At 47.9% G+C, this 22228-nt stretch carries 22 protein-coding genes and 1 other annotated feature; of the genes, 16 read left to right on the top strand and 6 right to left on the bottom strand.

The window, feature by feature from the left end:
* Window positions 1–17: 17 nt before the first annotated feature.
* The 4 genes from J3A84_RS07800 (at window position 18) to J3A84_RS07815 (ending at window position 4688) form a co-directional block, all read left to right on the top strand.
* Window positions 18–1166, top strand: a complete 1149-nt coding sequence (locus J3A84_RS07800; RefSeq protein WP_207599453.1) for an ABC transporter permease — start codon at window positions 18–20, stop codon at window positions 1164–1166.
* Complete coding sequence (locus J3A84_RS07805) at window positions 1163–2083, top strand: ABC transporter ATP-binding protein (RefSeq protein ID WP_207599454.1); 921 nt, start codon at window positions 1163–1165, stop codon at window positions 2081–2083. Before J3A84_RS07800 ends, J3A84_RS07805 begins: the two co-directional genes overlap by 4 nt.
* Complete coding sequence (locus J3A84_RS07810) at window positions 2080–2814, top strand: ABC transporter permease (protein ID WP_207599455.1); 735 nt, start codon at window positions 2080–2082, stop codon at window positions 2812–2814. Before J3A84_RS07805 ends, J3A84_RS07810 begins: the two co-directional genes overlap by 4 nt.
* 104 nt (window positions 2815–2918) lie before the next feature.
* Window positions 2919–4688, top strand: coding sequence for a M3 family oligoendopeptidase (locus J3A84_RS07815; protein ID WP_207599456.1), 1770 nt, complete (start codon window positions 2919–2921; stop codon window positions 4686–4688).
* A gap of 98 nt (window positions 4689–4786) precedes the next feature.
* Here J3A84_RS07815 and J3A84_RS07820 read toward each other — a convergent pair whose 3' ends face one another.
* The 4 genes from J3A84_RS07820 to J3A84_RS07835 all read right to left on the bottom strand — a co-directional run bounded on the left by J3A84_RS07820 (window position 4787) and on the right by J3A84_RS07835 (window position 8764).
* Window positions 4787–5599, bottom strand: a complete 813-nt coding sequence (locus J3A84_RS07820; RefSeq protein ID WP_207599457.1) for an alpha/beta fold hydrolase — start codon at window positions 5597–5599, stop codon at window positions 4787–4789.
* Between the two features lie 165 nt (window positions 5600–5764).
* A complete protein-coding gene (locus tag J3A84_RS07825) occupies window positions 5765–6631 on the bottom strand; it encodes a Cof-type HAD-IIB family hydrolase (RefSeq protein ID WP_207599458.1) in 867 nt (288 codons plus the stop codon).
* A gap of 126 nt (window positions 6632–6757) precedes the next feature.
* A complete protein-coding gene (locus J3A84_RS07830; RefSeq protein WP_207599459.1) occupies window positions 6758–7897 on the bottom strand; it encodes a baeRF3 domain-containing protein in 1140 nt (379 codons plus the stop codon).
* Between the two features lie 243 nt (window positions 7898–8140).
* Window positions 8141–8764 carry a 50S ribosomal protein L25 gene (locus J3A84_RS07835; protein WP_207599460.1) on the bottom strand — a complete coding sequence of 208 codons (624 nt, stop codon included), beginning with the start codon at window positions 8762–8764 and terminating at the stop codon, window positions 8141–8143.
* Window positions 8765–9021: 257 nt separating this feature from the next.
* On the opposite strand from J3A84_RS07835, the gene J3A84_RS07840 reads away from it, so the two are divergent.
* The 5 genes from J3A84_RS07840 to J3A84_RS07860 all read left to right on the top strand — a co-directional run bounded on the left by J3A84_RS07840 (window position 9022) and on the right by J3A84_RS07860 (window position 13340).
* The gene (locus tag J3A84_RS07840) at window positions 9022–9321 is read left to right on the top strand and encodes an ATP cone domain-containing protein (RefSeq protein WP_207599461.1); all 300 of its coding nucleotides are present in this window, start codon (window positions 9022–9024) and stop codon (window positions 9319–9321) included.
* 28 nt (window positions 9322–9349) lie between these two features.
* Window positions 9350–10210: an RNase adapter RapZ gene (gene rapZ / locus J3A84_RS07845; RefSeq protein WP_207599462.1), complete on the top strand. Its 861-nt coding sequence runs from the start codon at window positions 9350–9352 to the stop codon at window positions 10208–10210.
* A gap of 26 nt (window positions 10211–10236) precedes the next feature.
* On the top strand, window positions 10237–11424 hold the full coding sequence (locus J3A84_RS07850; RefSeq protein WP_207599463.1) for an N-acetylmuramoyl-L-alanine amidase: 1188 nt from the start codon (window positions 10237–10239) through the stop codon (window positions 11422–11424).
* 225 nt (window positions 11425–11649) lie between these two features.
* Window positions 11650–12633, top strand: a complete 984-nt coding sequence (gene mnmL / locus J3A84_RS07855) for a tRNA modification radical SAM protein MnmL/YtqA (RefSeq protein ID WP_242694078.1) — start codon at window positions 11650–11652, stop codon at window positions 12631–12633.
* Entirely contained in the window at window positions 12630–13340 is a 711-nt protein-coding gene (locus tag J3A84_RS07860; RefSeq protein ID WP_207599464.1) for a 2-phosphosulfolactate phosphatase, read from the top strand. The genes mnmL and J3A84_RS07860 overlap by 4 nt, the downstream gene beginning before the upstream one ends.
* A gap of 59 nt (window positions 13341–13399) precedes the next feature.
* On the opposite strand, the gene J3A84_RS07865 is transcribed toward J3A84_RS07860, so the two are convergent.
* Window positions 13400–13756, bottom strand: coding sequence for an SH3 domain-containing protein (locus tag J3A84_RS07865; protein ID WP_207599465.1), 357 nt, complete (start codon window positions 13754–13756; stop codon window positions 13400–13402).
* A 2-nt stretch (window positions 13757–13758) separates the two neighbouring features.
* On the bottom strand, window positions 13759–14232 hold the full coding sequence (locus tag J3A84_RS07870; RefSeq protein ID WP_207599466.1) for a hypothetical protein: 474 nt from the start codon (window positions 14230–14232) through the stop codon (window positions 13759–13761).
* Window positions 14233–14387: 155 nt separating this feature from the next.
* Between J3A84_RS07870 and J3A84_RS07875 the strand changes: the two genes are divergently transcribed.
* From J3A84_RS07875 to J3A84_RS07905, 7 genes are all read left to right on the top strand, one after another.
* Window positions 14388–14612 (top strand): (2Fe-2S)-binding protein, encoded by a 225-nt coding sequence (locus tag J3A84_RS07875; protein ID WP_207599467.1) that lies wholly within the window; start codon window positions 14388–14390, stop codon window positions 14610–14612.
* Complete coding sequence (locus J3A84_RS07880; protein ID WP_342590948.1) at window positions 14609–15121, top strand: ribonuclease domain-containing protein; 513 nt, start codon at window positions 14609–14611, stop codon at window positions 15119–15121. Before J3A84_RS07875 ends, J3A84_RS07880 begins: the two co-directional genes overlap by 4 nt.
* Window positions 15122–15131: 10 nt before the next feature.
* Complete coding sequence (locus J3A84_RS07885; protein ID WP_207599468.1) at window positions 15132–15404, top strand: barstar family protein; 273 nt, start codon at window positions 15132–15134, stop codon at window positions 15402–15404.
* A 157-nt stretch (window positions 15405–15561) separates the two neighbouring features.
* On the top strand, window positions 15562–16668 hold the full coding sequence (locus tag J3A84_RS07890; RefSeq protein ID WP_207599469.1) for a hypothetical protein: 1107 nt from the start codon (window positions 15562–15564) through the stop codon (window positions 16666–16668).
* 82 nt (window positions 16669–16750) lie between these two features.
* Window positions 16751–16985 (top strand) — a binding site (T-box leader).
* A 46-nt stretch (window positions 16986–17031) separates the two neighbouring features.
* Window positions 17032–20145 carry an isoleucine--tRNA ligase gene (gene ileS, locus J3A84_RS07895; protein WP_207599470.1) on the top strand — a complete coding sequence of 1038 codons (3114 nt, stop codon included), beginning with the start codon at window positions 17032–17034 and terminating at the stop codon, window positions 20143–20145.
* Window positions 20146–20510: 365 nt separating this feature from the next.
* A complete protein-coding gene (locus tag J3A84_RS07900; RefSeq protein ID WP_207599471.1) occupies window positions 20511–21506 on the top strand; it encodes a LacI family DNA-binding transcriptional regulator in 996 nt (331 codons plus the stop codon).
* A 12-nt stretch (window positions 21507–21518) separates the two neighbouring features.
* A complete protein-coding gene (locus tag J3A84_RS07905; protein WP_242694079.1) occupies window positions 21519–22016 on the top strand; it encodes a phosphatidylglycerophosphatase A family protein in 498 nt (165 codons plus the stop codon).
* Window positions 22017–22228 lie beyond the last annotated feature (212 nt).

The raw sequence follows: 22228 nt of genomic DNA on the forward strand, positions 1-22228 counted from the left end.
TTGAAAGAAGGAATATTTTGGGAAAGAACATCGACAAACCACAACTGGTCTACAGCATCATCGCATTTCTTGCGCTGGTCTCCATGAAACTTGTGGAGGTAAAGCCCAATCGAATCGCCAGTGGTGATAGATTCACCGCATATGAGTTCATAGGTTGGCCTGTCCTTGTTATAGGAGCAGGCTTTCTTCTCATTGCGCTTTTATCCATCACCACCAGTAAATGGAAAGGACCGATGACAGTCCTTTTAGGTGCGGCACTCTTAACCGCCTTGCTCTATTTCATGGGAGAAGCCGGTCAGGAGGCGGCCACAGGCAGCAGCTCCATTCGGGTGACCCTTTCCATGGGATTCTATATCCTCCTTGTCATGGTCTATCTTCTTTTCGGGCATGTCATGGCAAGGAAAGACCCGTATCTGAATCTGGAGAAGGCATTGTCGCTTCTGATCTTCTTCACCCTGGCGTTGCTGGTATATAGGGGAATCTTTGATGAATTTTCCATACTCAAGGAGTATCAGATCAAGAAGAACCAGTTCGTGGACAGCTTCATCACCCATCTGTTCCTCTCCCTGGGATCCGTGACCTTTGGAAGCCTGGTGGCCATTCCCCTGGGGTATCTGGCCTACAGGAAGAAGAACCTGGAAAGCGCTGTGATGGTACCCCTAAGCATTGTGGAGACCATACCAAGTCTTTCCCTCTTCGGGATTCTTCTGGTGCCTCTGGCAAGTCTTGGGCGCATTGATTTCTTCCGTGCTCTTGGCATCAGCGGCATCGGATGGGCACCGGCTTTTGTGGCGCTTTCTCTCTACACGCTGCTGCCCATCGGAAGAAACACCCTGGTGGGCTTCTCCACTGTGGGTAGAGATGTCATTGAGGCAGCTCAGGGGATGGGCATGAGCAGGAAGCAGATCTTCAGAAAGATCGAGTTTCCTCTGGCGCTGCCCATCATCATCACAGGTGTTCGAATCGCTCTGGTCCAGACCATCGGTGGTGCGGTTCTTGCAGGCCTGGTGGGTGGCGGAGGTCTTGGGACCTTCGTGTTCCTGGGGCTGGCGGAAGCTTCACCGGACCTGGTTCTTCTCGGGGTCATACCCATTGTGCTGCTGACTCTGACCATGGATAAAGTGCTGAAACTGCTCATAGAGAGAATCAGGAGGAGGAAAAGATGATAAGGCTTGTAGATGTAGTGAAGAATTACGAAGGATATGAAGCGGTGAAAGGTATTTCCTTCCATGTAAACGAAGGAGAGCTTTATGTGCTGCTGGGTCCATCAGGCTGCGGCAAATCCACCACCTTGAGACTCATCAACAGAATGGTGGACAGAACCTCCGGGGACATCTATGTGGAGGGAGAGCATGTGGACAGCTTCCAGGTGGAGACCCTGCGAAAGAAAATGGGGTATGTCATCCAGAGCACGGGGCTTTTTCCCCATATGAATGTGGAAGACAATATTGCCACGGTCCCCCTTCTTCTGAAGTGGGATGCGGAAAGAATAAAAAAAAGAGGCAGAGAAATGCTGGAACTGGTGGGACTGGATCCCAAGATCTATGGAAAGAAGCTGCCCAAGGAGCTTTCCGGAGGGGAGGCCCAGAGGGTAGGCGTGGCAAGAGCCCTTGCATCGGATCCCCATATTCTCCTCATGGATGAACCCTTCGGTGCAGTGGATCCCATCAGCAGACTGCGGCTTCAGAACGAGTTCAAGGAAATACAGAGAAAACTGAAGAAAACGGTGATCTTCGTCACCCATGATGTGGAAGAAGCTCTGCTGCTCGGGGACAAGATCTGCATCATGAGAGACGGGGAAATCGTTCAGGAGGGCACGCCGGAAGAGGTGATTCTGAAGCCTGAAGATGCCTTTGTGCAGGACTTCTTCGGCAAAGAGGGTGCTCTGAGCCTTCTCACAAGATTCAAAGCCCGAGAGTATAAGGAGACGGAGAAGGCGGAAGGAGAACCCCTTTCTGATGATGCATCACTGAAGGAGGCTCTTTCCGAAATGATCTTGAGAGGCGTGGATCGGGTGCCCCTTGAAAAAGGCAGTCTGTCCCTTCAGGGCATCATGGAAGTCATAAGGAGGGAGCATAAATGAAGAAGATCAGGGTGACGTATTTCATTATCCTGCTGCTTGCCCTGCTCCTTGGGGCCATGCTCCTGTTTCCAGAGCAGTTCGAGACGCTTCTTGCCGGCCTGTTCACATCGAAGTTCACCCAGGGCTCCAGAACACCCCTGCCGGTGCTGTTTCTGGAGCATCTGGAGATGGTTGTGATCTCCAGCGCCATGGCCATCGCCTTCGGATTTGTTCTGGGTGTTTTTCTCACCACAAAGACCGGGGCAGAGTTCAAGGAATCGCTGCTGAAGCTTGTGAATCTGGGACAGACCTTTCCCTCCGCCGCGCTTCTCGCGCTGGTGGTGCCCATCGTGGGCTACGGCATCAAAGGAGCCCTCATTGCCCTGTTTCTCTACGCCCTGATGCCCATTGTCTATAATGTGGTGGTGGGTATTGAAGAAGTGCCTGAAGATGTGGTGGAGGCGGCCCGAGGCATGGGCATGAGTGAATGGGAGACCTATCGTAAGGTGAAGATTCCCTTGGCCATGAATGCCATTTTAGGGGGCATCCGAACCTCCACAGTGATCAACATCAGTGCCGCGACCCTGGCGGCGGCGGCCGGAGCAGGAGGACTTGGCGTTCTTGTGGTCAATGGAGTGAAGACCTTCGACATGGTGCTGATCCTCATGGGATCCATCCCGGTGACCCTTCTGGCGGTGATTGTGGAGCTGATTCTGGAGGAAGTGCAGAAAAGAAGAGTATACGCACAATGAAAACAGATATGGGAGACACTCATACAGAAGGTCAGGCGCCTTCCGTACAGAAAGGTCTGCCCATGTTAGAATAGAGAAAAATGATGAAAGGTGGATAACAAAAGATGAGATGGAGCTTGAACGAGCTGTATGATTCATTCGAATCAGAAGCATATACTACGGATTCCAGGAGAATTCTGGAGATGATCAGCGAGGTGAACACCTTCGCGGAGAAAGAGCTGACCAGTACAGAAGGGGCGAAGGAAAAAGCGGAGAAGTATCTCCGCTACGATGAGACCCTGACCAAACTGATTTCAAAGGTTCTTAGCTATGCAAGCCTCACCATGGCAGTGGATGCTAGAAACGAAGTGGCCAAGGAGAACTATGCGAGAATCGCTATGAGCCTGTCAGAGCTCACCAAGGCGGAAGTGCTCTTTACAAGATTCATCGCAGCCATCGAGAATCTGCAGGAAGTCATGGACTCCAGTGATTATCTGAAAGAGCATGAGTTCATGCTGAAGGAAATCAGAAAGAATGCCAGATATCTCCTGAGCAATGAAGAGGAGATGCTCATTTCCAAGATGAGCAACACCGGGTCCAAGGCCTGGACGAACCTTCAGAATATCCTCACCTCCACACTACTGGTGGACATCGAGCTGGAGGGAGAGAAGAAGAAGCTGCCTCTGCCTGCCATAAGAAACCTTGCCTATGACAAGGATCCGGATGTGAGAAAGAAAGCCTTTGAAGCGGAGCTTTCCGCCTATGAGAAGGTGGAGGAATCCTCCGCTGCGGCCCTCAATGGAATCAAGGGAGAAGTGCTCACTGTATCTGAGCTTCGCGGATTCTCGCATCCTCTGGAGGAGACGCTGCTTCAGTCCAGAATGGAGAAGGAGACCCTCGATGCCATGTTCACGGCCATCAAGGAATCCCTGCCCATGTTCAGAAAGTATCTGAAAAGAAAAGCTGCGCTTCTAGGCCATGAGAAGGGACTTCCCTTCTACGATCTCTTTGCGCCCATGGGAGAAAGCCAGCTGCATTTCACCTACGAGGAAGCCATGGACTACATCGTGAAGAATTTCAACACCTTTAGCACTAGACTGGGGGATTATGCCAGAAATGCCTATGAGAAGAACTGGATGGATGTGGAGCCCAGAGACGGCAAAAGAGGCGGCGCATTCTGCTCCAACCTCCATGCCATCGGAGAATCCAGAGTCATGGCGAACTTTGACGGAAGCTTCAGCAACATGACGACCCTGGCCCATGAACTGGGTCATGGATACCATGGATATAACCTGAAGGATGAAACCATCTTAAACAGCAGCTATCCCATGCCTATCGCGGAAACCGCATCCATCTTCTGCGAGACCATCGTGGTCAATGCGGCGCTGAAGGAAATGGACGATCGGGAAGCGGTGACCATTCTGGAACAGTCCATCTCCGATGCCACACAGGTCATCGTGGACATCTACTCCAGATATCTCTTTGAAACGAAGCTGTTTGAAACCAGAAAAGATCATCCTCTTTCTGTGAAGGAACTGAAAAGCTATATGGTGGAAGCCCAGAAGGAAGCCTATGGAGAAGGGCTGGATGAGGATGTGCTGCATCCCTACATGTGGCTCAACAAGACCCACTACTACTCCGCAGGAAGGAATTTCTACAACTTCCCCTATGCCTTCGGACTGCTGTTCTCCAAGGGTCTCTATGCGGTATACCTGAAAAGAGGAGAAGAGTTCGTTCCCGAATATGATGCGCTTCTCTCTGTCACCGGAAAGAAGGATATCATAGAAGTGGCCGAAATGATGAACATCGATGTGACAAAGCCTGACTTCTTCAGAGATTCTCTGAAGATCGTGGAAAAGGACATTGAAAAGTTCCTGAGCCTAACGAAGAAATAGGTAGATCAATATAATAAGTCCCAGCAGAAGCGCAATGGCTCTTCTGCTGGGACTTTTCATTGGGTTCTAAGTGTGGATTCCTATGAGTCGGATTCTCGTCATCTGTTTTTCAGGATGAAGCCCAGAAGCAGGGTGATGATCTCATCAGGCTTTTCGAAGATGGCCACATGTCCGCACTCAGGGAGAAGCACATATTCAGATCCCTTGATTTCATGATGGATCCGAAGGGAATGGTGGGGCTTCTTCAGAATATCCTCTTCTCCGCAGATGATGAGGGTCTTCACCTGGATTTCCTTCAGGCGGTCGACCATGGTCACGTCTCTGAGGAAGGTGTCGTAGAGGGTGATCTGGCCCTTCAGGTAATCTTCCCCGATGTTCTTTGTGGCCTTTGCCCGGGCGCTGAGAAATTCCTCGTTCTCCCTCATGAACTTTGTTCCGTAGATGGTGGGCATAAGGAGATTGAAAAAGGATTCTCCGTCTCCTTCTCTGGCAGGAACCTTCCAGGAGGAGATGAAGGCTTTCATCACCGGGTCCAGCTCCGAAGTGGAATCGATGATCACCATGGATTTCATCCGATCCCCATGGAGGGTGGCGTATTTCATGGCCACTTCACCCCCGTAGGAAGTGCCCACAAAATGAGCGGATGAGATGCCAAGATACGCAAGGAGAGCATCCAGCTCCTCTGCATGCTCTTCAAAGGAATAGGGGCCTTCAGGCTTATCGGATTTCAGCTGACCTTTGAAATCGTGCAGAATCACCCGGTAACCCATGTCCTCGAAAGGTTTGGAGAGAACATACCAGCTGTTTGTGCTGGCCATGACCCCGTTGAGAAAGACGATGTTTTCTTCCGCATCCTCTTTTCCTCGGATTTCATAAAAAAGACGGACTCCGTTGACCTTAAAAAATGACATTATGATCCTCCTTCAATCAGTACTATAAAACATGATGCAACACTCATATTCAGAGTATCTGAAAGCGTTTGCAAAGTCAATCCGTCAGGAGCTGAAAAGGCATGAAAAAGAGTCCGCTTTAAATAGCGGACTCTGATACTTCATGATGTTCTTATCGATTCTTTTCTAAAGTCCCATGTCTTCCATGAGCTTATAGAGAAACTTCGCGGCACCATCTTCATCGTTGGTGGGTGCCTGAAAATCCGCCATGGATTTGATGTTTTCCACGGCATTGCCCATGGCCCCTTTGATGCCGGCAATCTTGATCATGGAGAGATCGTTATAGTTGTCTCCGATGACGGCCACATCGGAAAGGCCGATGCCCAGGTGCTCACAAAGATGCTTCAGGGCGATGCCTTTGGAGGTGTCGCTGCTGGTCATCTCGAAGTTGTATTTCCAGGAGCTGAAGGTGAGAATTCTTTTATCCATGGTGAAACGCTCCATGGCTTTATGGATCTTGTTGAGGTAGGCACTGATGGAGGAGACGCTGTTGGCGCTTTCGATGGAATCCAGAAGCACCTCCATGTCGGGCACGACTTTGAGATTGCCCTGGGAAAGGACAAGGCCCAAGACATCCTGTTCCAGTTCTTCTCTCTTCTTCGTGTCCACGGATCCCACATCTTCCAGTTCCTGATGAAGAATATCCAGGCCTTTCTGAGTGATGTAGGTATACTCATCATCGGCCACTTCGAATTCCAGATTCTGGGCCTTCAGATAGGTGATGATCTCCCTGACCTGGTCTTTGGGGATGGAGATGGAATACATCTTCTCTCCGTCCGTGTTGTATACACTGGCCCCGTTGCTGGAGATGATGTAGGGCTTCACGTCCAGTTCGCTGATGATTTCCAGAATGTCATTATAGGATCTTCCTGTGGCGATGCAGACGGGAATTCCTTTGTCCATGGCAGTCTTGATGGCATTCATGCTGAACTCGGACAGTTTGTGCTCCGAGTTCAGAAGGGTACCGTCCAAATCTGTTACAAATAGTTTCATAAAAAAATCCTCCAAAACGTGATTACTCTTATTACTCAGAGTATATCACACGACATCGTTTTCAAGGTCAACGGATTGAAGACAGCTGCAAAATATTTTCTGCAGCTGTCTCTGACGGTTATGTTTTTATGCTTTCTGATATCTGTAGATGGCTTTCACACCGGTATCCAGGGACAGCTTCTCATCGGTCACCACATAGACCTTGGCGCTCTGCTTCAGTGCAAGTAGCGTCAGATCATTGAGCATGTCGCCGGACTCCGTTTCTACAAGGAGAGGGTCCTTTCCGGGGGCGATTCTGCCGGGGATGGTTTTGTTGAGATTCACAATAAGACTCTCCACTCTGCCTTCCATGGCGGCCCGTGCGATTTCGCTGATGTCTTCGGATGCCAGTTCTCTTGATTTTGACAGTTCATACTGATCATTGAGTTTTTCAAGGCGGCTGTTGAAATCGGGTTCCAGCACATCCCAGGCCATTTTTCTCAGTTCCGTCTGATCCAGGGACTGCGGATCTTTTCTGATGCCTTCCTTGGTCAGATAGTCATTGTGGCTGACCTTGGCGAATTCCGTATGATTTTCAGGAAGCGTGGCCAGAATCAGGGGGACTTCCGTTCTTTTAGAATGGTTCTCGTAAATGTAACGGTCCACCCATCTGAAATATTTCTCCACATCGATTTCTTCTTCATCTCTTGCAGACCCGCCATACCCGAATCTTGCACTGCCTGTAAGGCCCACGGAAGATCCTTGCATGTGGTTGTTCTCAGTGAAATAGCCTACCACGTCTTTCAGAGACTTCTGTTCCTCTTCGGGAAGGTCCACTTTTCTCAGAGCGTACCGGTTTCCCTCATAAAGGGTGAAGTCATTTTTATTTAAAGCGAGAATCTGAAAACTGTCATCCGTCTGATAGGCGTTCAGAAGGGGTTTGATGTAGAAAGTATCAGATACCTCCACATATTCCATGACCTCTCTCTGCAGTTTGTAGACCACAATGTCTTCCGAGGTGGCCAGAACACCGAGTCCATCGAGCTGGTTTGCCCAGAACTTCGTGTCCTCTTCCAGTTTCTTCAGGTCGCTCAGGATCTTATCTTCCTGCTTTCCCCGATAGTCGGAAAGCCTGCTTTCCACTTTCTTCAATAGATTCTTGAAACGAATCTCATTGTTTTTTGATTCGGTAGTTAATCTACTGGTGGGCAGATAGATGGAAACCAATGGGGCTTCTCCTTTTTCAATGATTGGATGTGGAAATCTTTCTGCAACAATGTAAGTCATATAACGTACCTCCTAGATTATTTGAATTTTCTGAACTTAAAAAATAAGGGTTTCCATATTCTGTAAGTGAAATAATTATACAATAAATTATTGAACAGAGTTTAAATATACAATTAACACAAAGGACATAATGGAGTGGTATATTTCTTCACAATCCACAGCAATTTAAAACCGGCCCCGAAAGGCCGGCTATCAGATATATGAATGTTGATTTGAATCTGCATCTTTTCAGTTTTCTTCTTATTATTCTTCTTCGTCCACCAGAGGCACTTCAGCAGCATCTTCGTCTACTTCTGTTTCTTCAGGTTCCTCTTCGGACAGCTGTGCGGATAGCACGATACCGATGAGGTCATCATCTTCTCCGAGTACTTCGATTCCTTCTGGCACCTTGATTTCATTCAGGAAGACCTTGTCCTCGAACTTCAGCTCGCTGACGTCGAATTCCAGTCTCTCCGGAATATCTTCTGCGGGTCCCTTCAGCTCGATTTCCGTGATATTCGGCTGGAACAGCAGATGGTCTCTCTGCAGCTGATCTTCACCTAAGATATGCAGCGGAATGGAAACGTGAATGATCTCACGCAGGGAAATGGATTGGAAATCGATGTGTTCCGGCAGGAACGTCGCTCCGTTTCTCTGAACTTCCTTCACAATCACACTGGTCGTCTTGTCCAGTCCATCCAGCTTGATGATGGATGATTGGGTGTTTTCCTTAAGAAGCCTGTTGGCTTCCTGCAGGGTCAGCTCAACGGGCACGGAATCTCTGTGTTCCTTCCCGTAGATGACAGCAGGAACGAATCCTTCCCGTCTCAGCTTCCTGGCTTTGACACCCTCTCTACGTCTTGCAATTTGATATACTGTATTACTCATAAAAATCACTCCTCATACTTTATATCATTTATCTGACTTCTCCATTGTACCGCATAGAAAATGGGATTTGATGTAATTTTGCAAAAATTCAAAGCTTATTGTTCTCAGGTTAACAACAGGTTCGAAAAGTTTACAATGATTTCTTATTTGAATTCTTTCCTGAAAGTTTACAGGGTTAATTCCGGGGATTGGACGTAAAAATCAGGCGGATATAGTATAATGATAGAAAGAAATCAAAGTAAAGGTGGGATAAGTCAATGCTGAAAGTAGTGAAAAGAGATGGAAGAATTGTGGACTTTGATCCGGATCGAATCAAGACATCTGTGGCCAACAGTGCCAGAGACTCTGAAATCCAGATCACGGAAAAAGAGCTGAAACTCATTGCCGGATCGGTGGAGAAGACCATATCGAAGGTTCGCGGAGAGACTGGAATCACGTCCACCTATGAAATCAGAGGTGCGGTGGTGCGTGCGCTGAAAGACATGGGCTACCGGAATATCGCCAAGGATTTTTACAATCACTCCAAGGTGGTACGGGAGCCTGGCAAGAAAGACTAGACAGACATAGACGATGGAGGTGTTTTAAATGGAACTGGTAATAGTAACAGGAATGTCCGGATCAGGGAAGTCCGTTGCAATCAATGCTCTGGAAGACCTGGGATACTACTGTGTGGACAATCTGCCACCTCAGTTCATACTGCCCTTTGCCAAGCTCAGTATCGGCACGAAGGGAAGAGAAGAGAAGCTGGCACTGGTGGTGGACGCCAGAAGCAAGGATATTTTCACAGGTCTGCAGGATGAGATCCGCATGCTGGATGAGAACAGCTTCAGATATAAAATTCTGTTTCTGGATGCTTCTGATGAAACACTTCTGAACAGGTACAAGGAAACCAGAAGAAAGCATCCCCTCATGGGGAGCAAGGTCACTTCGCTGGAAGAGGCCATCGACATAGAAAGGATCTCTTATGAGACCATCCGCAGCAAATCCGATTTCATCATCGATACCACGTATCTCAGCAGTGCCAATCTGAAGAAGGAAGTGACCAGTCTGTTCTCGGTGGGAGATTTTCACACCATGCAGATCAAGACCGTCTCCTTCGGATACAAATACGGCATTCCCAATGATGCGGATCTGGTTTTCGATCTGAGATATCTTCCCAATCCCTACTATGTGGCGGAGCTGAGGGATAAGACCGGCATCAGTGATGATGTGTTCAATTACGTCATGAAGACGGACCTGGCCAAAACGCTGTTTGATAAACTCATCGATCTCATCCTGTATCTTGTTCCGCTTTATATGGAGGAAGGCAAGAGCCAGCTGGTCATCGCCTACGGATGTACAGGCGGCAAGCACCGCTCTGTATCCTTCGCCAGAAGAACAGCAGAACATCTCAGTGAAAAGGGATATAATGTGGCCACGCAGCACAGAGACATCGAGCGTAAATAAAGAAGGATGAAGGAAGTACGAATTCAATGAATGGAATGAGAAAAGTGACTGCGATCCTGCTTCTGTTTGCCGGAATCCTGGCGCTGAGTGGCTGCAAATCAGATAACAGAGAACTGCTCAACAAAAAGATCGCTGAAGGGGAACTGCTTCTGGCGGAGGAAAGATTCGAGGAGGCTTCCGCCTACTTCGCTGAACTTTTTGATGCGAACCGGGACAGCCTCACCGTGATGGAGAAGCATGAGTTCTCAATTAACATGGTAAAGTCCAGAGAAAATCTTCAGGAGGCGGAAAGACTCATGAAGACGGAGGCATTCAGAAGTGCCTATGAGCAGCTCAAGGAAATTCATCCGGAAGATCTGGGCGGACAAGAGAGAAGAGAGGATCTGGAGAAAGAGATTCGGGACAGCTATCTTTCCAACGTACAGAAGCTCAGTGAGGAGAAGAAGTACGAGGAAGCGCTCAGCGTTCTGGATGAGTACCAGGACATGGTGGGCAGCCAGGAGGAGCTTGAAGTGCTGAGAAGTTCTCTTCTCGCCGATCTCATAGCGTGGGAAAACCCGGAGAAGCCGGAACCGGTGAAAAAGATTGTTGTGCTGGACCCAGGTCATCAGGCGGTGCAGGATAAGGAGAAAGAGCCCCTGGGACCAGGCTCAGAGATCCTGAAAAATAGAGTCTCCTCAGGAACCAGAGGGGTGGCGACGGGGGTCTATGAGTATGAACTGAATCTTCTTTTTTCCCTGAAGCTCAGAGACAGGCTTCTTGAGGAAGGGTTTGAAGTGCTCCTGACAAGGACCGCCCATGATGTCTCCATCAGCAACAAAGAGAGGGCGGAGATGGCCAATGAGGCGGGGGCCGATGTCTTCATCAGAATCCATGCCAATGGAAGTGAAAACAGGGACAAACAGGGCATCATGACCATTCACCCCTCCAAAGACAATCCCTTCGTGGGGCATCTAAGTGAAGAGAGCTACCGTTTATCCAGGGATCTTCATGATGAGATGGTAAGTGGGACGGAAGGGAAAAGTGCCGGCATCCAGGCCATGGACAACATGGTGGGGATCAACTGGTCCAAGGTGCCTGTATCCATCGTGGAGCTGGGCTATATGTCCAATGAAGAGGAAGACCTGCTGCTTCAAACAGAAGCCTATCAGGCGAAGCTTGTGGAAGGCCTGGTCAGAGGAATCCAGAAGTATTTCGAGCAGTATAAAGAATAGGAAGCAGTGGAACCTGGGGCCTGCAAGGCCTGGGGTTCCGCTTTTTTTTGTTCTTCTCATACGTTGAAACTGAGACAATCTCAGCCGGAAATCCAGCGGGAAATTGTAAATAATAGAGATTATCCTTTGTAATTACTTCAAAAATCGGTATAATTTAGCTAATGTGATAAATGAGATTCGAAAACCCATGAAAAATGAGAAGCTGTGGTTAGGGAGAAGGAAAGATTGGTGAGTGGATTGAAGACATGGAATGATAAAAGATATCATAGCCTGAATTATTTTTTAAGGGAAAAATTCAACGAAAAAGTATATAAGATCAGCCTTGATGCAGGATTTTCCTGTCCCAACAGAGATGGAACGTTAAATGGAACCGGATGCATCTTCTGCAGTGAGAGAGGATCCGGAGACTTTGCGGGAGACCGGAACTTCAGCATCCAGAAGCAGTTTGACGACATCAGCGCCATGATGGAGAAGAAATGGAAAAACGGAAAGTACATCGCCTATTTTCAGGCCTATACCAATACCTATGCGGAGCCTTTAGTGCTCCGCGAGAAATACCAGGAAGCTATCAGTCAGGAGGGCGTTGTGGCCCTTTCCATCGCTACCAGGCCAGACTGTCTGGGCGAGGAAGTTCTGGAGGTACTGTCGGAGTTTCGCGGCAAGGTGTATACCTTCGTGGAACTGGGACTGCAGACCGTCAGCGACAGGACCGGCCGCATGATCAACAGAGGCTACGATCTGCCGGTTTTCGAGAAAGCCGTGAGCAGGCTCAGAGCCCTTGACATCGATGTGGTGGTTCATGTGATTTTCGGACTGCCGGGAGAGACTCGAGACGACATGCTCCGTACGGTGAAGTACCTTGCGGGCATGAATATCCAGGGTGTGAAGTTCCATCTGCTGCATCTCATGAAGGACACCCCCATGGTTCATCTGTATGAGCGGGGGAAACTGGTCTTTCTGGAGATGGAGGAATATGTTTCCCTTGTGGCGGAGTCCATAGCGCTGCTTCCGGAGCATATGGTCATTCACCGCACCACGGGCGATGCGCCCAGAGATCTTCTCATCGGACCCATGTGGTCCCTGAACAAGTGGGAGGTCTTAAATGCCATCGACGATTATTTCAGAAAACATGACCTGTATCAAGGGAAAAACTATAGAGAAACCAAGGATAACAGAGGCCAGAGGCCTCTAGAGGGAGAGAATAAATGAAAATCGATATCATCACCACCGGTAACCATGTGACACCGGAGTCTGTAAAGAATACCACAGTCATCGTCATCGATGTGCTGAGAGCCACATCCGTCATCATCTCCGCATTAAAAAACGGAGCCAAGAGTGTGGTGCCTGTGACCTCAGTGGAAGAGGCACTGGAGACCAAGAAGAAACTTGAGAATGTCATCCTGGGTGGAGAGCGGAAAGCCCAGAAGATTGAAGGTTTCGAGCTCTCCAATTCACCTCTGGAATATGGCTCTACGGCCGTTTACGACAAGAATGTGATTCTCACGACCACCAATGGAACCCATGCCATTTCAAAAAGCAGCGCAGCCAACAAGGTGTACATCGGTGCACTGCTCAATGCCAGGGCGGTTTCCGAAAAGGTGGCTGAGGGAGGAGATGACGTGGTCATCGTGAACTCCGGTACCAACGGACAGTTTTCCATGGACGATTTCATCGCATCGGGTGCCGTCATTTCGGAGATGCTGAGCATCAGAGATTATGAACTGAGTGATGTGGCGAAGACCGCCCTTCTCATCTACAAAGCCCATCCGGATTTTCTGAGCTACATCAGGGAAGCCAGACACTACAAGGTGCTGATGGACCTGGGACTGGAGGAGGACATCCGGCTTTGTCTGCACAAGGATCTCTACGACATCGTTCCGGAGTACAAGAACGGAATCATCAAACTGAATTTCTAGACCAGCAGTAAAGGAAGAAGCTTCATACGTTCATGATGAAGCTTCTTCCTTTTTAGTGGCTACTCATTAATGCTTTCCAGATTTTCCAGAGGGACCCATCCTTCCTCTCCATTATGTTCATGGATGCAGTATGCCCAGCTATTCACGGTCTTTTTCACCGATACGATATCTCCTGTGGAGACATCCAGTTCTCTGGAAGAATAATCCTCCAGCAGAGTGGACTCATCCCCCATGTCCTTCAGGTATGCTCTTGGAATCCAGCCCTCCTTCAGGGTGTCCTTTGCGATGCAGTAGACCCAGTTCTGCCAGACGGGATTGCCGATGTACTCTTCCAGCCTGAGTACCCGGTCGTTCTCCTTGAGCTTGATGAGGTTCGCCTCGTTGACCACATGATTCTTGATCACTACGTATCTCATGACTAGATGCTCAGTGAAACTGCGATCTCTGAAATGATGAGTTCCATCTCTTCAGGAGGCAGATTCTCCTTGATTTCATAGTAGGGTGTGAGCATGCAGTTCCGGTCAAACAGGCGGAAGAGCTCAATCATGATGGGACTGCTTTCGGGTTCGACCCGCTGGGTTTCATCTGCGCCATAGGAGAGAATCCCCAGAAAGGTGGCTCCGTTTCGTACTCTTTCCATGACCTCGTTGACGAGGGGAACAAGATGGGATTTGATGTATTTCTGATAGGCTTCCTCCGTATATTCCTCTTTAGTGATATCTTTTCTGTAGAGGTCAAAATGTTTGCTGATATTCGGCACCGGAACCAGGTTGACCCCTAGATCGATCAGATCCGATACGACGGATAAGGGCCCATGACCCGCTCTTCTGTTTTCCGGCAGAGCGCCCTGATCGAGTATGCTGCTTGTGATGACGAGTATTTTATCTTCCATGCGGGAACCTCCTTGATGAACTTAATTAATTATGACATTATTCTGAAAAAAACACAATGAATGCTGTAAAGGCAGGGTGAACGACACATGAATATTTCGTGATTTCTTGTCAATGGGCGGTTTCCTCCGGTATAATTCAGATGAGGGGTGATGAAATGGATAATGAAATCGATCCGAAGATCATGGATAACATAACGAAAGTATGCATATGCAAAGCCATACCGAGAAGCAAGATAAAGAACGCCATAAGAAGCGGTGCAGACAGTGTCGTGAAAGTGAATGAAGTCACGGGTTCCGGACAGGGAGAGTGCCGCGGAAGAAGATGCGGACTCAAGATCAAGGCTCTGGTGGACGGATACAAGAAGGGAGAGTGGGAATGATGAGAAAGCTCCTGAAAAGAAGTGCTTCGCTGTTTCTGACGCTGCTTCTTCTTTTCACCTTCTCCGGATGCTCCATTCTGGAGATGGAACTTGTGGAAGAGGGAAACGCACCTCAGGTGGAAAATCCATCGGAGTCGGAAGGAGAGACAGGTGTTGAAACCCCTGCCATCGACGAAGACGGCCATTATACGTCTAAAGACGAAGTGGCGCTCTACATCCACACCTACGGCAGACTGCCTGGAAACTACATCCGGAAAAATGATGCCATGGACCTGGGGTGGGATGCCAGTAAAGGGAATCTCTGGGATGTGACCGATGAGATGAGCATCGGGGGAGACCGATTCGGTAACAGGGAAGGGCTCCTTCCCGATGAAAGCGGCAGACAGTGGTATGAAGCGGACATCGACTATGAAGGTGGGTACAGGAACGCTCTGCGCATCGTCTACTCCAGTGATGGGCTCATCTACTATACGGATGACCACTATGAATCCTTCAAGAAGCTCTATTAGGAGGACTGCAATGAATAGAATCATGTTGAACGGTAAAAGAATGATCACAAGAGAAGTGACCCATGCCTATCTCAAGAGGAAATTCTCCTTTCCCGATTACTACGGACGGAATCTGGATGCGCTGTGGGATCTTCTGTCCACCAGGGCGAAGGAAACGGAAATCGTCATCGTCAATGCCCACTGCATCAGAGAGAATCTGGGGCACTATGGCACATCCCTTCTGAAGGTCTTTGAGGATCTTCAGGAGGAAAACAGACGCATGAAGGTGTTCTATCTCAACTGAAAAGAATCCTGAAACGGGCAGTGCGAACTTTCTGTTTCAGGATTCTTTTTTCACTTTCTCCGTAAAAATCGACTAAGAAGGAAAGAGATACGTTATAATAGTAGGAAAGTAAAGTAAAACAGAGTGTCCGGTCATGGACAGAGAAGGAGAGGGAACTATGGAGTATAAATACAAGACCATCAGAGAGATCCTTGAGAAGTATGAAGAGGATCAGCTTATGGATGCGCTGGACTACATGCATCTGGAGTTTGAGGAGGATGCGGAGGAAACGGAGCTCATAAGCATTCTGGAAGAAGGACTCAGGCAGTATGGCATCGAGCTTTTCTATATGCTGGGTCATGATGACCTGACTCATCTTTCCCGAATGAAAGAGAATCATGGGCGATTCACCTTCAGAGACAGTGAGGATCCTTCGGCAGGCCCACCGGAAGAGCTCATGGAAATCATGGGGCTCATGGATCTATGCCTTGTGTATCCGGAGATGGATGAGGAGAATCCAGAGCTCATCACCGTGCATGTGAGCAAGGAGTTCCTGGATCTCTTCGAAAGCTTCCTGGTTCCGGAAAGACTCAGCATGGCCGGGTATCTGGATGAGGCTGCAAAGATCATTAAGGGCGCTCTCTACTATTATGGGGCTCTGGAGCTGGATAAGCTGCATGAAATCGTCATGAAGAATCATGGGAACATGGACCGGAAGCTCTTTAACAGAGTACTCTCCTACAGGCATTCTCTGACCCATGAATATGAATCCGTCTATATGGAGGACAAGGAATACATTGTGGATGCGGACTTCGAGAATTTCTATGAAATCGAGGATACCCTTTCGTGGAACAGAGGGCAGGGGTACAAGGAGTTCGAAAGGCCTGATTTTCTGGAAGCGGGTGACCCCCTCTATGTGGAGAAAGAAGAGGAGTATGATGAAATCTACGACTACTTCTACGACAAGTTCACCATCAGCGAGGATGTGAAGAAGAAGTACAGCCACATACCCGATGACTTCTACTACAGCTATTTTATCGAACTGCTTCTGGATCTGGGTAGAAAAGCCGGGGAGACTGATGAAGTTGTGGAAGCTTTCCTGGAAGAGATGGAGTTCTCGTCTGAAGAGGAAAAGAGGGAAGGCAGAAAGCTTGTCATGGATTATCTCAACAAGGTCAGCAGATGGGACAATCTGGGATTCGCCAACGATGAGATGCCGAAACTGAAGCTGGACAATCAGAATGTGGTGCACATGAAAGCCTATCTGGGCAAAAAGAAAAAGTAGCATGACTCTTCCGGATCATGGGGCTGATAGCCCCAGATTCAGTTGTTTGACAAGGGATTATGCATATACTATAATGATTAGGTCAAACGCTGTGAACAGGACAAGTATCTTCCGGAAAAAGGCTTACAGAGAGAGGTTGGCTGCTGAAAAACCTTAGCCTGAAAGAAGAGAATATCACCTGGGAGTGGATCTGCTGAAAAATGGAAGTAAGCGGATACGTGGTTTCGCGTTAAGAAATAGGATATGAAAAAGAAGAGATTCTTCGTGTATCTGAAAATGAAATGTATTAGGTGGTATAGCGAGACCTCGCCCTATTTTGGGCGGGTCTTTTTTATATATATAAGGGAAGAAGGAGTTGTAAGCATGTATAAAAAAGTTGATGCGGGAAAATCCTTTGTATCGATGGAAGATGAAGTAAGAGAACTGTGGCAGGAAAAAGAGATCGTGGAAAAGAACTACAAGCTGAACCAGGACGGGGAGGTCTTCACATTCTTTGACGGACCACCGACAGCCAACGGAAAGCCTCATGTGGGCCATGTTCTCACAAGAGTCATCAAGGACCTCATTCCAAGATACAAGGTCATGAAAGGATACAAGGTTTTAAGAAAGGCAGGATGGGATACCCATGGTCTGCCTGTAGAGCTGGAAATTGAGAAGAAACTGGGAATCGACGGAAAAGAAGGCATTGAAGAGTATGGAGTGGAAAACTTCATCAATGAATGTAAGGAAAGTGTATTCAAGTACACCACCATGTGGAAGGAAATGTCTGAAAAGATCGGTTTCTGGGTAGACATGGAAGATCCTTACATCACCTACAAGAACGATTATATCGAGTCAGAGTGGTGGGCACTGAAAACCATGTGGGAGTCGGATCTGCTCTACAAGGGATTCAAGGTCATGCCTTACTGTCCACGTTGTGGAACAGGGCTTTCCTCCCATGAAGTGGCCCAGGGCTATAAGGATGTCAAAGACAGCACAGCCATCGCCAAGTTCAAGGTGGCAGGGACTGAGAACAAGTACATTCTCGCCTGGACAACCACCCCATGGACACTGCCTTCCAATGCGGCCCTGGCAGTGAACAGAACCTTCACCTATGTGGAAGCACAAGTGGAAGAGGAAATCTACATCCTGGCCAAGGAACTGGTGGAAAAGGTTCTGGACGGAAAAGAATATGAGATCATTCGTGAATTCCTGGGTGAAGAACTGGTCAATATGGATTACGAGCAGCTCATGCCTTTCCATACACCGGAAAAGAGAGCGTTCTTTGTCATCCACGGAGACTTCGTCACCCTTTCAGATGGTACCGGTGTGGTTCATACAGCACCTGCCTATGGTGAAGATGACTACATGGTGGGCATGAAGAACAACATTCCGTTCATCCATCTGGTCAATGAAGAAGGAAAATTCAACGATGAAGTGCAGCCTTTCAAGGGCATGGATGTCAGAAAGGCCGACAAGGCGATCCTTCAGTGGCTGCAGGATGAGAACAAGCTTTTCCACACGGAAAAGTATACTCACTCCTACCCCCACTGCTGGAGATGCGACACACCGCTTCTCTACTATCCAAAGGACAGCTGGTTCATCCGCATGAGCTCCTTAAGAGACGAACTGCTGGAGAACTCCAACAGCGTCAACTGGTATCCTGATAACGTCAGAACAGGCAGAATGGGTAAGTTCCTGGAAAATGTCATCGACTGGGGCATCTCCAGAGATAGGTACTGGGGAACGCCACTGCCGATCTGGGAATGTTCCTGTGGACACAGGGAATGCATCGGATCCATTGAAGAGCTGAAGGAAAAGGGCATCGAAGTTCCAGAAAACATCGAGCTTCATAAGCCCTACATAGACAAAGTGCATCTGAACTGTCCGAAGTGCGGCGGTGTCATGGACAGAACCCATGAAGTCATCGATGCCTGGTTTGATTCAGGTTCCATGCCTTTTGCGCAGTGGCACTATCCATTTGAAAACAAGGAAATGTTCGAGGAGAATTTCCCTGCACAGTTCATTTCTGAGGCAGTGGACCAGACCAGAGGATGGTTCTATACACTCCTGGCCATTTCAACGGCCATCTTCAAGAAGAGTCCTTTTGAAAACGTCATTGTCATGGGACATGTACTGGACAAGAAGGGCATCAAGATGTCCAAGCATAAGGGCAATGTGGTGGAACCGATGAAGGTCATCAACGAGCAGGGGGCAGACGCCACCAGATGGCATTTCTATACCGCTTCCATGCCATGGCTTCCTACAAGATTCTCACAGGATGATGTGGCGGAAAGCCAGAGAAAGTTCCTTCTGACCCTGTACAATGTGTATTCCTTCTATGTTCTCTATGCGGACATCGACAATTTCAATCCGCTGGACTACAAGGACCACACATCTGAAAACGTCATGGACAAGTGGATTCTGTCCAAGCTGAACTCCCTGGTGAAGACCGTCACGGAAAATCTGGACGGATACAGAATCACCCAGGCGGCTCTTGCCATTGAAGCCTTCACAGATGAACTATCCAACTGGTATGTAAGAAGAAATCGTTCCAGATTCTGGTCCGATGAACTGACAGAGGATAAGATCAGTGCCTACACCACACTTTATAATGTGCTGGTGACCCTGGCCAAGACTGCGGCACCATTTGTGCCCTACATCGCAGAAACCATCTATCAGAATCTGGTGGTGGGCCTCGATAAGGATGCCAAGGAATCCATCCACTTCACCAGCTATCCTGAAGCGGACGAAGCCCTCATCAATGGGGACCTGGAAAGAGAAATGGGACTTGCCTATAACCTGGTGACCCTGGGCAGAAGTGCAAGAAACACCTCCAACATGAAGAACAGACAGCCTCTGTCTCAGATGCTGATTTCGGAGAAGGAGCTTCCTGAGTATTATGGAGACATCATCAAGGATGAGTTGAACATCAAGGACGTTGTGCTGGGCGCAGACCTTTCCAAGTATGTGAATTACGAGATCAAACCGAACCTGCCGGTTCTGGGCAAATCCTACGGAAAGATGATTCCAAAGATCCGAGCCGCCATAAACGGCATGGATCAGATGGAGCTTGCTCAGAAGGTGAGCCGCGGAGAAAATGTTTCCGTGTCTATTGATGGAGAGGAGATTCTTCTAAACGGAGACAATCTTCTTGTGACCATGCAGGGTCTGGAAGGATTCGCCTTTGCCGGAGAAGGAGAACTGGGCGTAATCCTGGATACGAACCTGACACCTGAGCTGAAGGAAGAAGGAGACGTCCGTGAAATGATCTCCAAGATCCAGAACCTCAGAAAGGAATCCGGATTCCAGGTGGCGGACAAGATCAGACTGTATGTATCAGGAAATGAGAAGCTTACGGCCATCATGAAGAAGTTTGAAGACCACCTGAAGAAGGAAACCCTCACAGTGGAAATCAGATATAATGAAGAACATGCAGCGGAAGAATTCAACATCAACGGGGAAACCATCCTCATCGGTGTTGAAGTGGTGAAATAACCCAAGATAGAGTTAAGATAAACAGTTTTCATGAAGACCGGGCTATGGATGTGTAGCCCGGTTCTTGATTTCTGAATATGCAATGAAAACACAGGTTAAATTTTCATGAAACATTTTCATTTTTCTCTGGAAGATGGTAAGATAGTAAATAGAACAGATGTAAATAATGGGTTTCTTTTACATTTTTCTGTAAAAAGGTAGAGTATTTTCAGTAAATATATATTACAATGTATATGATAAGGTTTACTGTTTAATATTTTAACCGAAATTACACAGAATATTCGTGTGTGAAGTGATATACTAATATAAAATATCGGATTTCAACAGAGAATGAATATTAATTTATAAATATGAGGAGTGGTAACATGGCAGCTTCAATCAAAGACGTTGCAAGAGAAGCGGGCGTATCCATCGCAACCGTATCTCGTGTACTTAACAATGTGGACGTAGTTAATGAAGACACAAAAAAAAGAGTTCAGGATGCAATCAAGAAACTGAGCTATAGACCGAATATCGTGGCAAGAAGCCTCAAGACCCAGAAGACCAAGACCATCGGCATTCTGGTTCCGGATATCTCCAATCAGTTCTATCCTGAAGTCGTGAGAGGTGCAGAGGACGTAGCAAACATCTACGACTACAACATCATTCTGTGTAACTCGGATTCCGACCTGGACAAAGAGAAAGAGTATATCCGCGTCCTGAAGGAAAAGATGGTGGATGGCATGCTTTATATGAGTTCATCCCTGGAAGGCGAGATTCTGGATCTCATCGATGAACTGGAACTGAAGACCGTTCTTGTGGAAACAAAGATTTCCGGCGGGAAGCTTCCAAGCGTCACCATCGACAATAAGAAGGCCGCTTATGATGCGACCAAATATCTTCTTGAAAAAGGAAATAAAAAGGTAGCCTACATCGGACTGAAGAAAGACAGAACCAACGCCGTATCCAGACGTTACAACGGCTATGAGAAGGCGCTGAAGGACAGCGGCATCGAAGTGGATCCAAGTCTTGTGTATTTCGGAGGCCTCAAAGCTGCTGACGGATACAACGGCATCAATGTGATTCTGGAAAACAGTGAAATCGATGCAGTATTCTGCGCGTCTGATGAAGTGGCCATGGGCGCCATCAATGCACTGAGAGACAAGGGACTGGACTGTCCTAAGGATGTGGATGTCATGGGATTCAACGACAACTCCATGGCGGCTGTATTCTATCCAAAGATTTCCACCGTGGCGCAGCCTATGTATGACATGGGTTCCGTAGGCATGAGAATGCTCATCAAGATCGTGAACAACAAACCTCTTGATGATGATCAGTATGTACTTCAGTACTATCTGGTGGAAAGAGATTCTGTAAAGTAGAAGGAGTAGGATATGGCTTACGATTACAATATGGAAGAGCTTCAGAAGATGACCATTGAGACTCTGGAGCGAAGAGGAGTCACCTTAAGCGATATCGCGGATATCGTGCTGATTCTTCAGCAGGGATACAAGGAGGATCTGACACATGAAATGTGTGTGGAGAACCTGATGGCGGTGCTGAGAAAAAGAGAAATCATCCATGCGGTCCTTACTGGAATCGCTCTGGATGAAATCGCGGAAAAGAAGCTACTGCCCCAGCCTCTTCAGGAAATCGTGGAGAGCGATGAAGGACTCTATGGCATTGATGAAATACTGCCCCTTTCCATTGTGAATGTCTATGGCAGTATCGGTCTGACCAACTTCGGGTATCTGGACAAAGAAAAAATCGGAATCATCAAGAAACTGGATCGGGAAAAGCACGGTATCCATGTGAACACTTTCCTCGATGACATCGTTGCGGCACTGGCGGCAGCGGCGGCTAGTAGAATAGCCCATTCTGATCGTCCGTAGAATCTTACAGCAGTACAATTCGAAGAAAGATGCACAAGTGATTTGTGTATCTTTCTTTTTTGAGTGCAGTACAGATTTTGCAGATTACAACCTGATTCTGCGTCTGGTCTATACCCAAAAGCGTGGAATGAGACTATGATATTAGTTATGTTTATAGAACAATTTTTCGTGTCGACAACAAAGAGGCGGAAACTGAACAAAAGAAGGAACCC

This window comes from Proteiniclasticum aestuarii (assembly GCF_017368455.1).
Lineage (GTDB): Bacteria > Bacillota > Clostridia > Clostridiales > Clostridiaceae > Proteiniclasticum > Proteiniclasticum aestuarii.

What these genes read in the sequence shown, in the direction of transcription:
- J3A84_RS07890 (WP_207599469.1), top strand. Translation starts at nt 15,562, where the DNA reads ATGGAGTATAAATACAAGACCATCAGAGAGATCCTTGAGAAGTATGAA.
- J3A84_RS07885 (WP_207599468.1), top strand. Translation starts at nt 15,132, where the DNA reads ATGAATAGAATCATGTTGAACGGTAAAAGAATGATCACAAGAGAAGTG.
- J3A84_RS07830 (WP_207599459.1), bottom strand. Translation starts at nt 7,897, where the DNA reads ATGACTTACATTGTTGCAGAAAGATTTCCACATCCAATCATTGAAAAA.
- rapZ (WP_207599462.1), top strand. Translation starts at nt 9,350, where the DNA reads ATGGAACTGGTAATAGTAACAGGAATGTCCGGATCAGGGAAGTCCGTT.
- ileS (WP_207599470.1), top strand. Translation starts at nt 17,032, where the DNA reads ATGTATAAAAAAGTTGATGCGGGAAAATCCTTTGTATCGATGGAAGAT.
- J3A84_RS07870 (WP_207599466.1), bottom strand. Translation starts at nt 14,232, where the DNA reads ATGGAAGATAAAATACTCGTCATCACAAGCAGCATACTCGATCAGGGC.
- J3A84_RS07820 (WP_207599457.1), bottom strand. Translation starts at nt 5,599, where the DNA reads ATGTCATTTTTTAAGGTCAACGGAGTCCGTCTTTTTTATGAAATCCGA.
- J3A84_RS07860 (WP_207599464.1), top strand. Translation starts at nt 12,630, where the DNA reads ATGAAAATCGATATCATCACCACCGGTAACCATGTGACACCGGAGTCT.
- J3A84_RS07865 (WP_207599465.1), bottom strand. Translation starts at nt 13,756, where the DNA reads ATGAGATACGTAGTGATCAAGAATCATGTGGTCAACGAGGCGAACCTC.
- J3A84_RS07900 (WP_207599471.1), top strand. Translation starts at nt 20,511, where the DNA reads ATGGCAGCTTCAATCAAAGACGTTGCAAGAGAAGCGGGCGTATCCATC.
- J3A84_RS07840 (WP_207599461.1), top strand. Translation starts at nt 9,022, where the DNA reads ATGCTGAAAGTAGTGAAAAGAGATGGAAGAATTGTGGACTTTGATCCG.
- J3A84_RS07875 (WP_207599467.1), top strand. Translation starts at nt 14,388, where the DNA reads ATGGATAATGAAATCGATCCGAAGATCATGGATAACATAACGAAAGTA.
- J3A84_RS07880 (WP_342590948.1), top strand. Translation starts at nt 14,609, where the DNA reads ATGATGAGAAAGCTCCTGAAAAGAAGTGCTTCGCTGTTTCTGACGCTG.
- J3A84_RS07815 (WP_207599456.1), top strand. Translation starts at nt 2,919, where the DNA reads ATGAGATGGAGCTTGAACGAGCTGTATGATTCATTCGAATCAGAAGCA.
- J3A84_RS07835 (WP_207599460.1), bottom strand. Translation starts at nt 8,764, where the DNA reads ATGAGTAATACAGTATATCAAATTGCAAGACGTAGAGAGGGTGTCAAA.
- J3A84_RS07805 (WP_207599454.1), top strand. Translation starts at nt 1,163, where the DNA reads ATGATAAGGCTTGTAGATGTAGTGAAGAATTACGAAGGATATGAAGCG.
- J3A84_RS07905 (WP_242694079.1), top strand. Translation starts at nt 21,519, where the DNA reads ATGGCTTACGATTACAATATGGAAGAGCTTCAGAAGATGACCATTGAG.
- J3A84_RS07810 (WP_207599455.1), top strand. Translation starts at nt 2,080, where the DNA reads ATGAAGAAGATCAGGGTGACGTATTTCATTATCCTGCTGCTTGCCCTG.
- J3A84_RS07850 (WP_207599463.1), top strand. Translation starts at nt 10,237, where the DNA reads ATGAATGGAATGAGAAAAGTGACTGCGATCCTGCTTCTGTTTGCCGGA.
- J3A84_RS07825 (WP_207599458.1), bottom strand. Translation starts at nt 6,631, where the DNA reads ATGAAACTATTTGTAACAGATTTGGACGGTACCCTTCTGAACTCGGAG.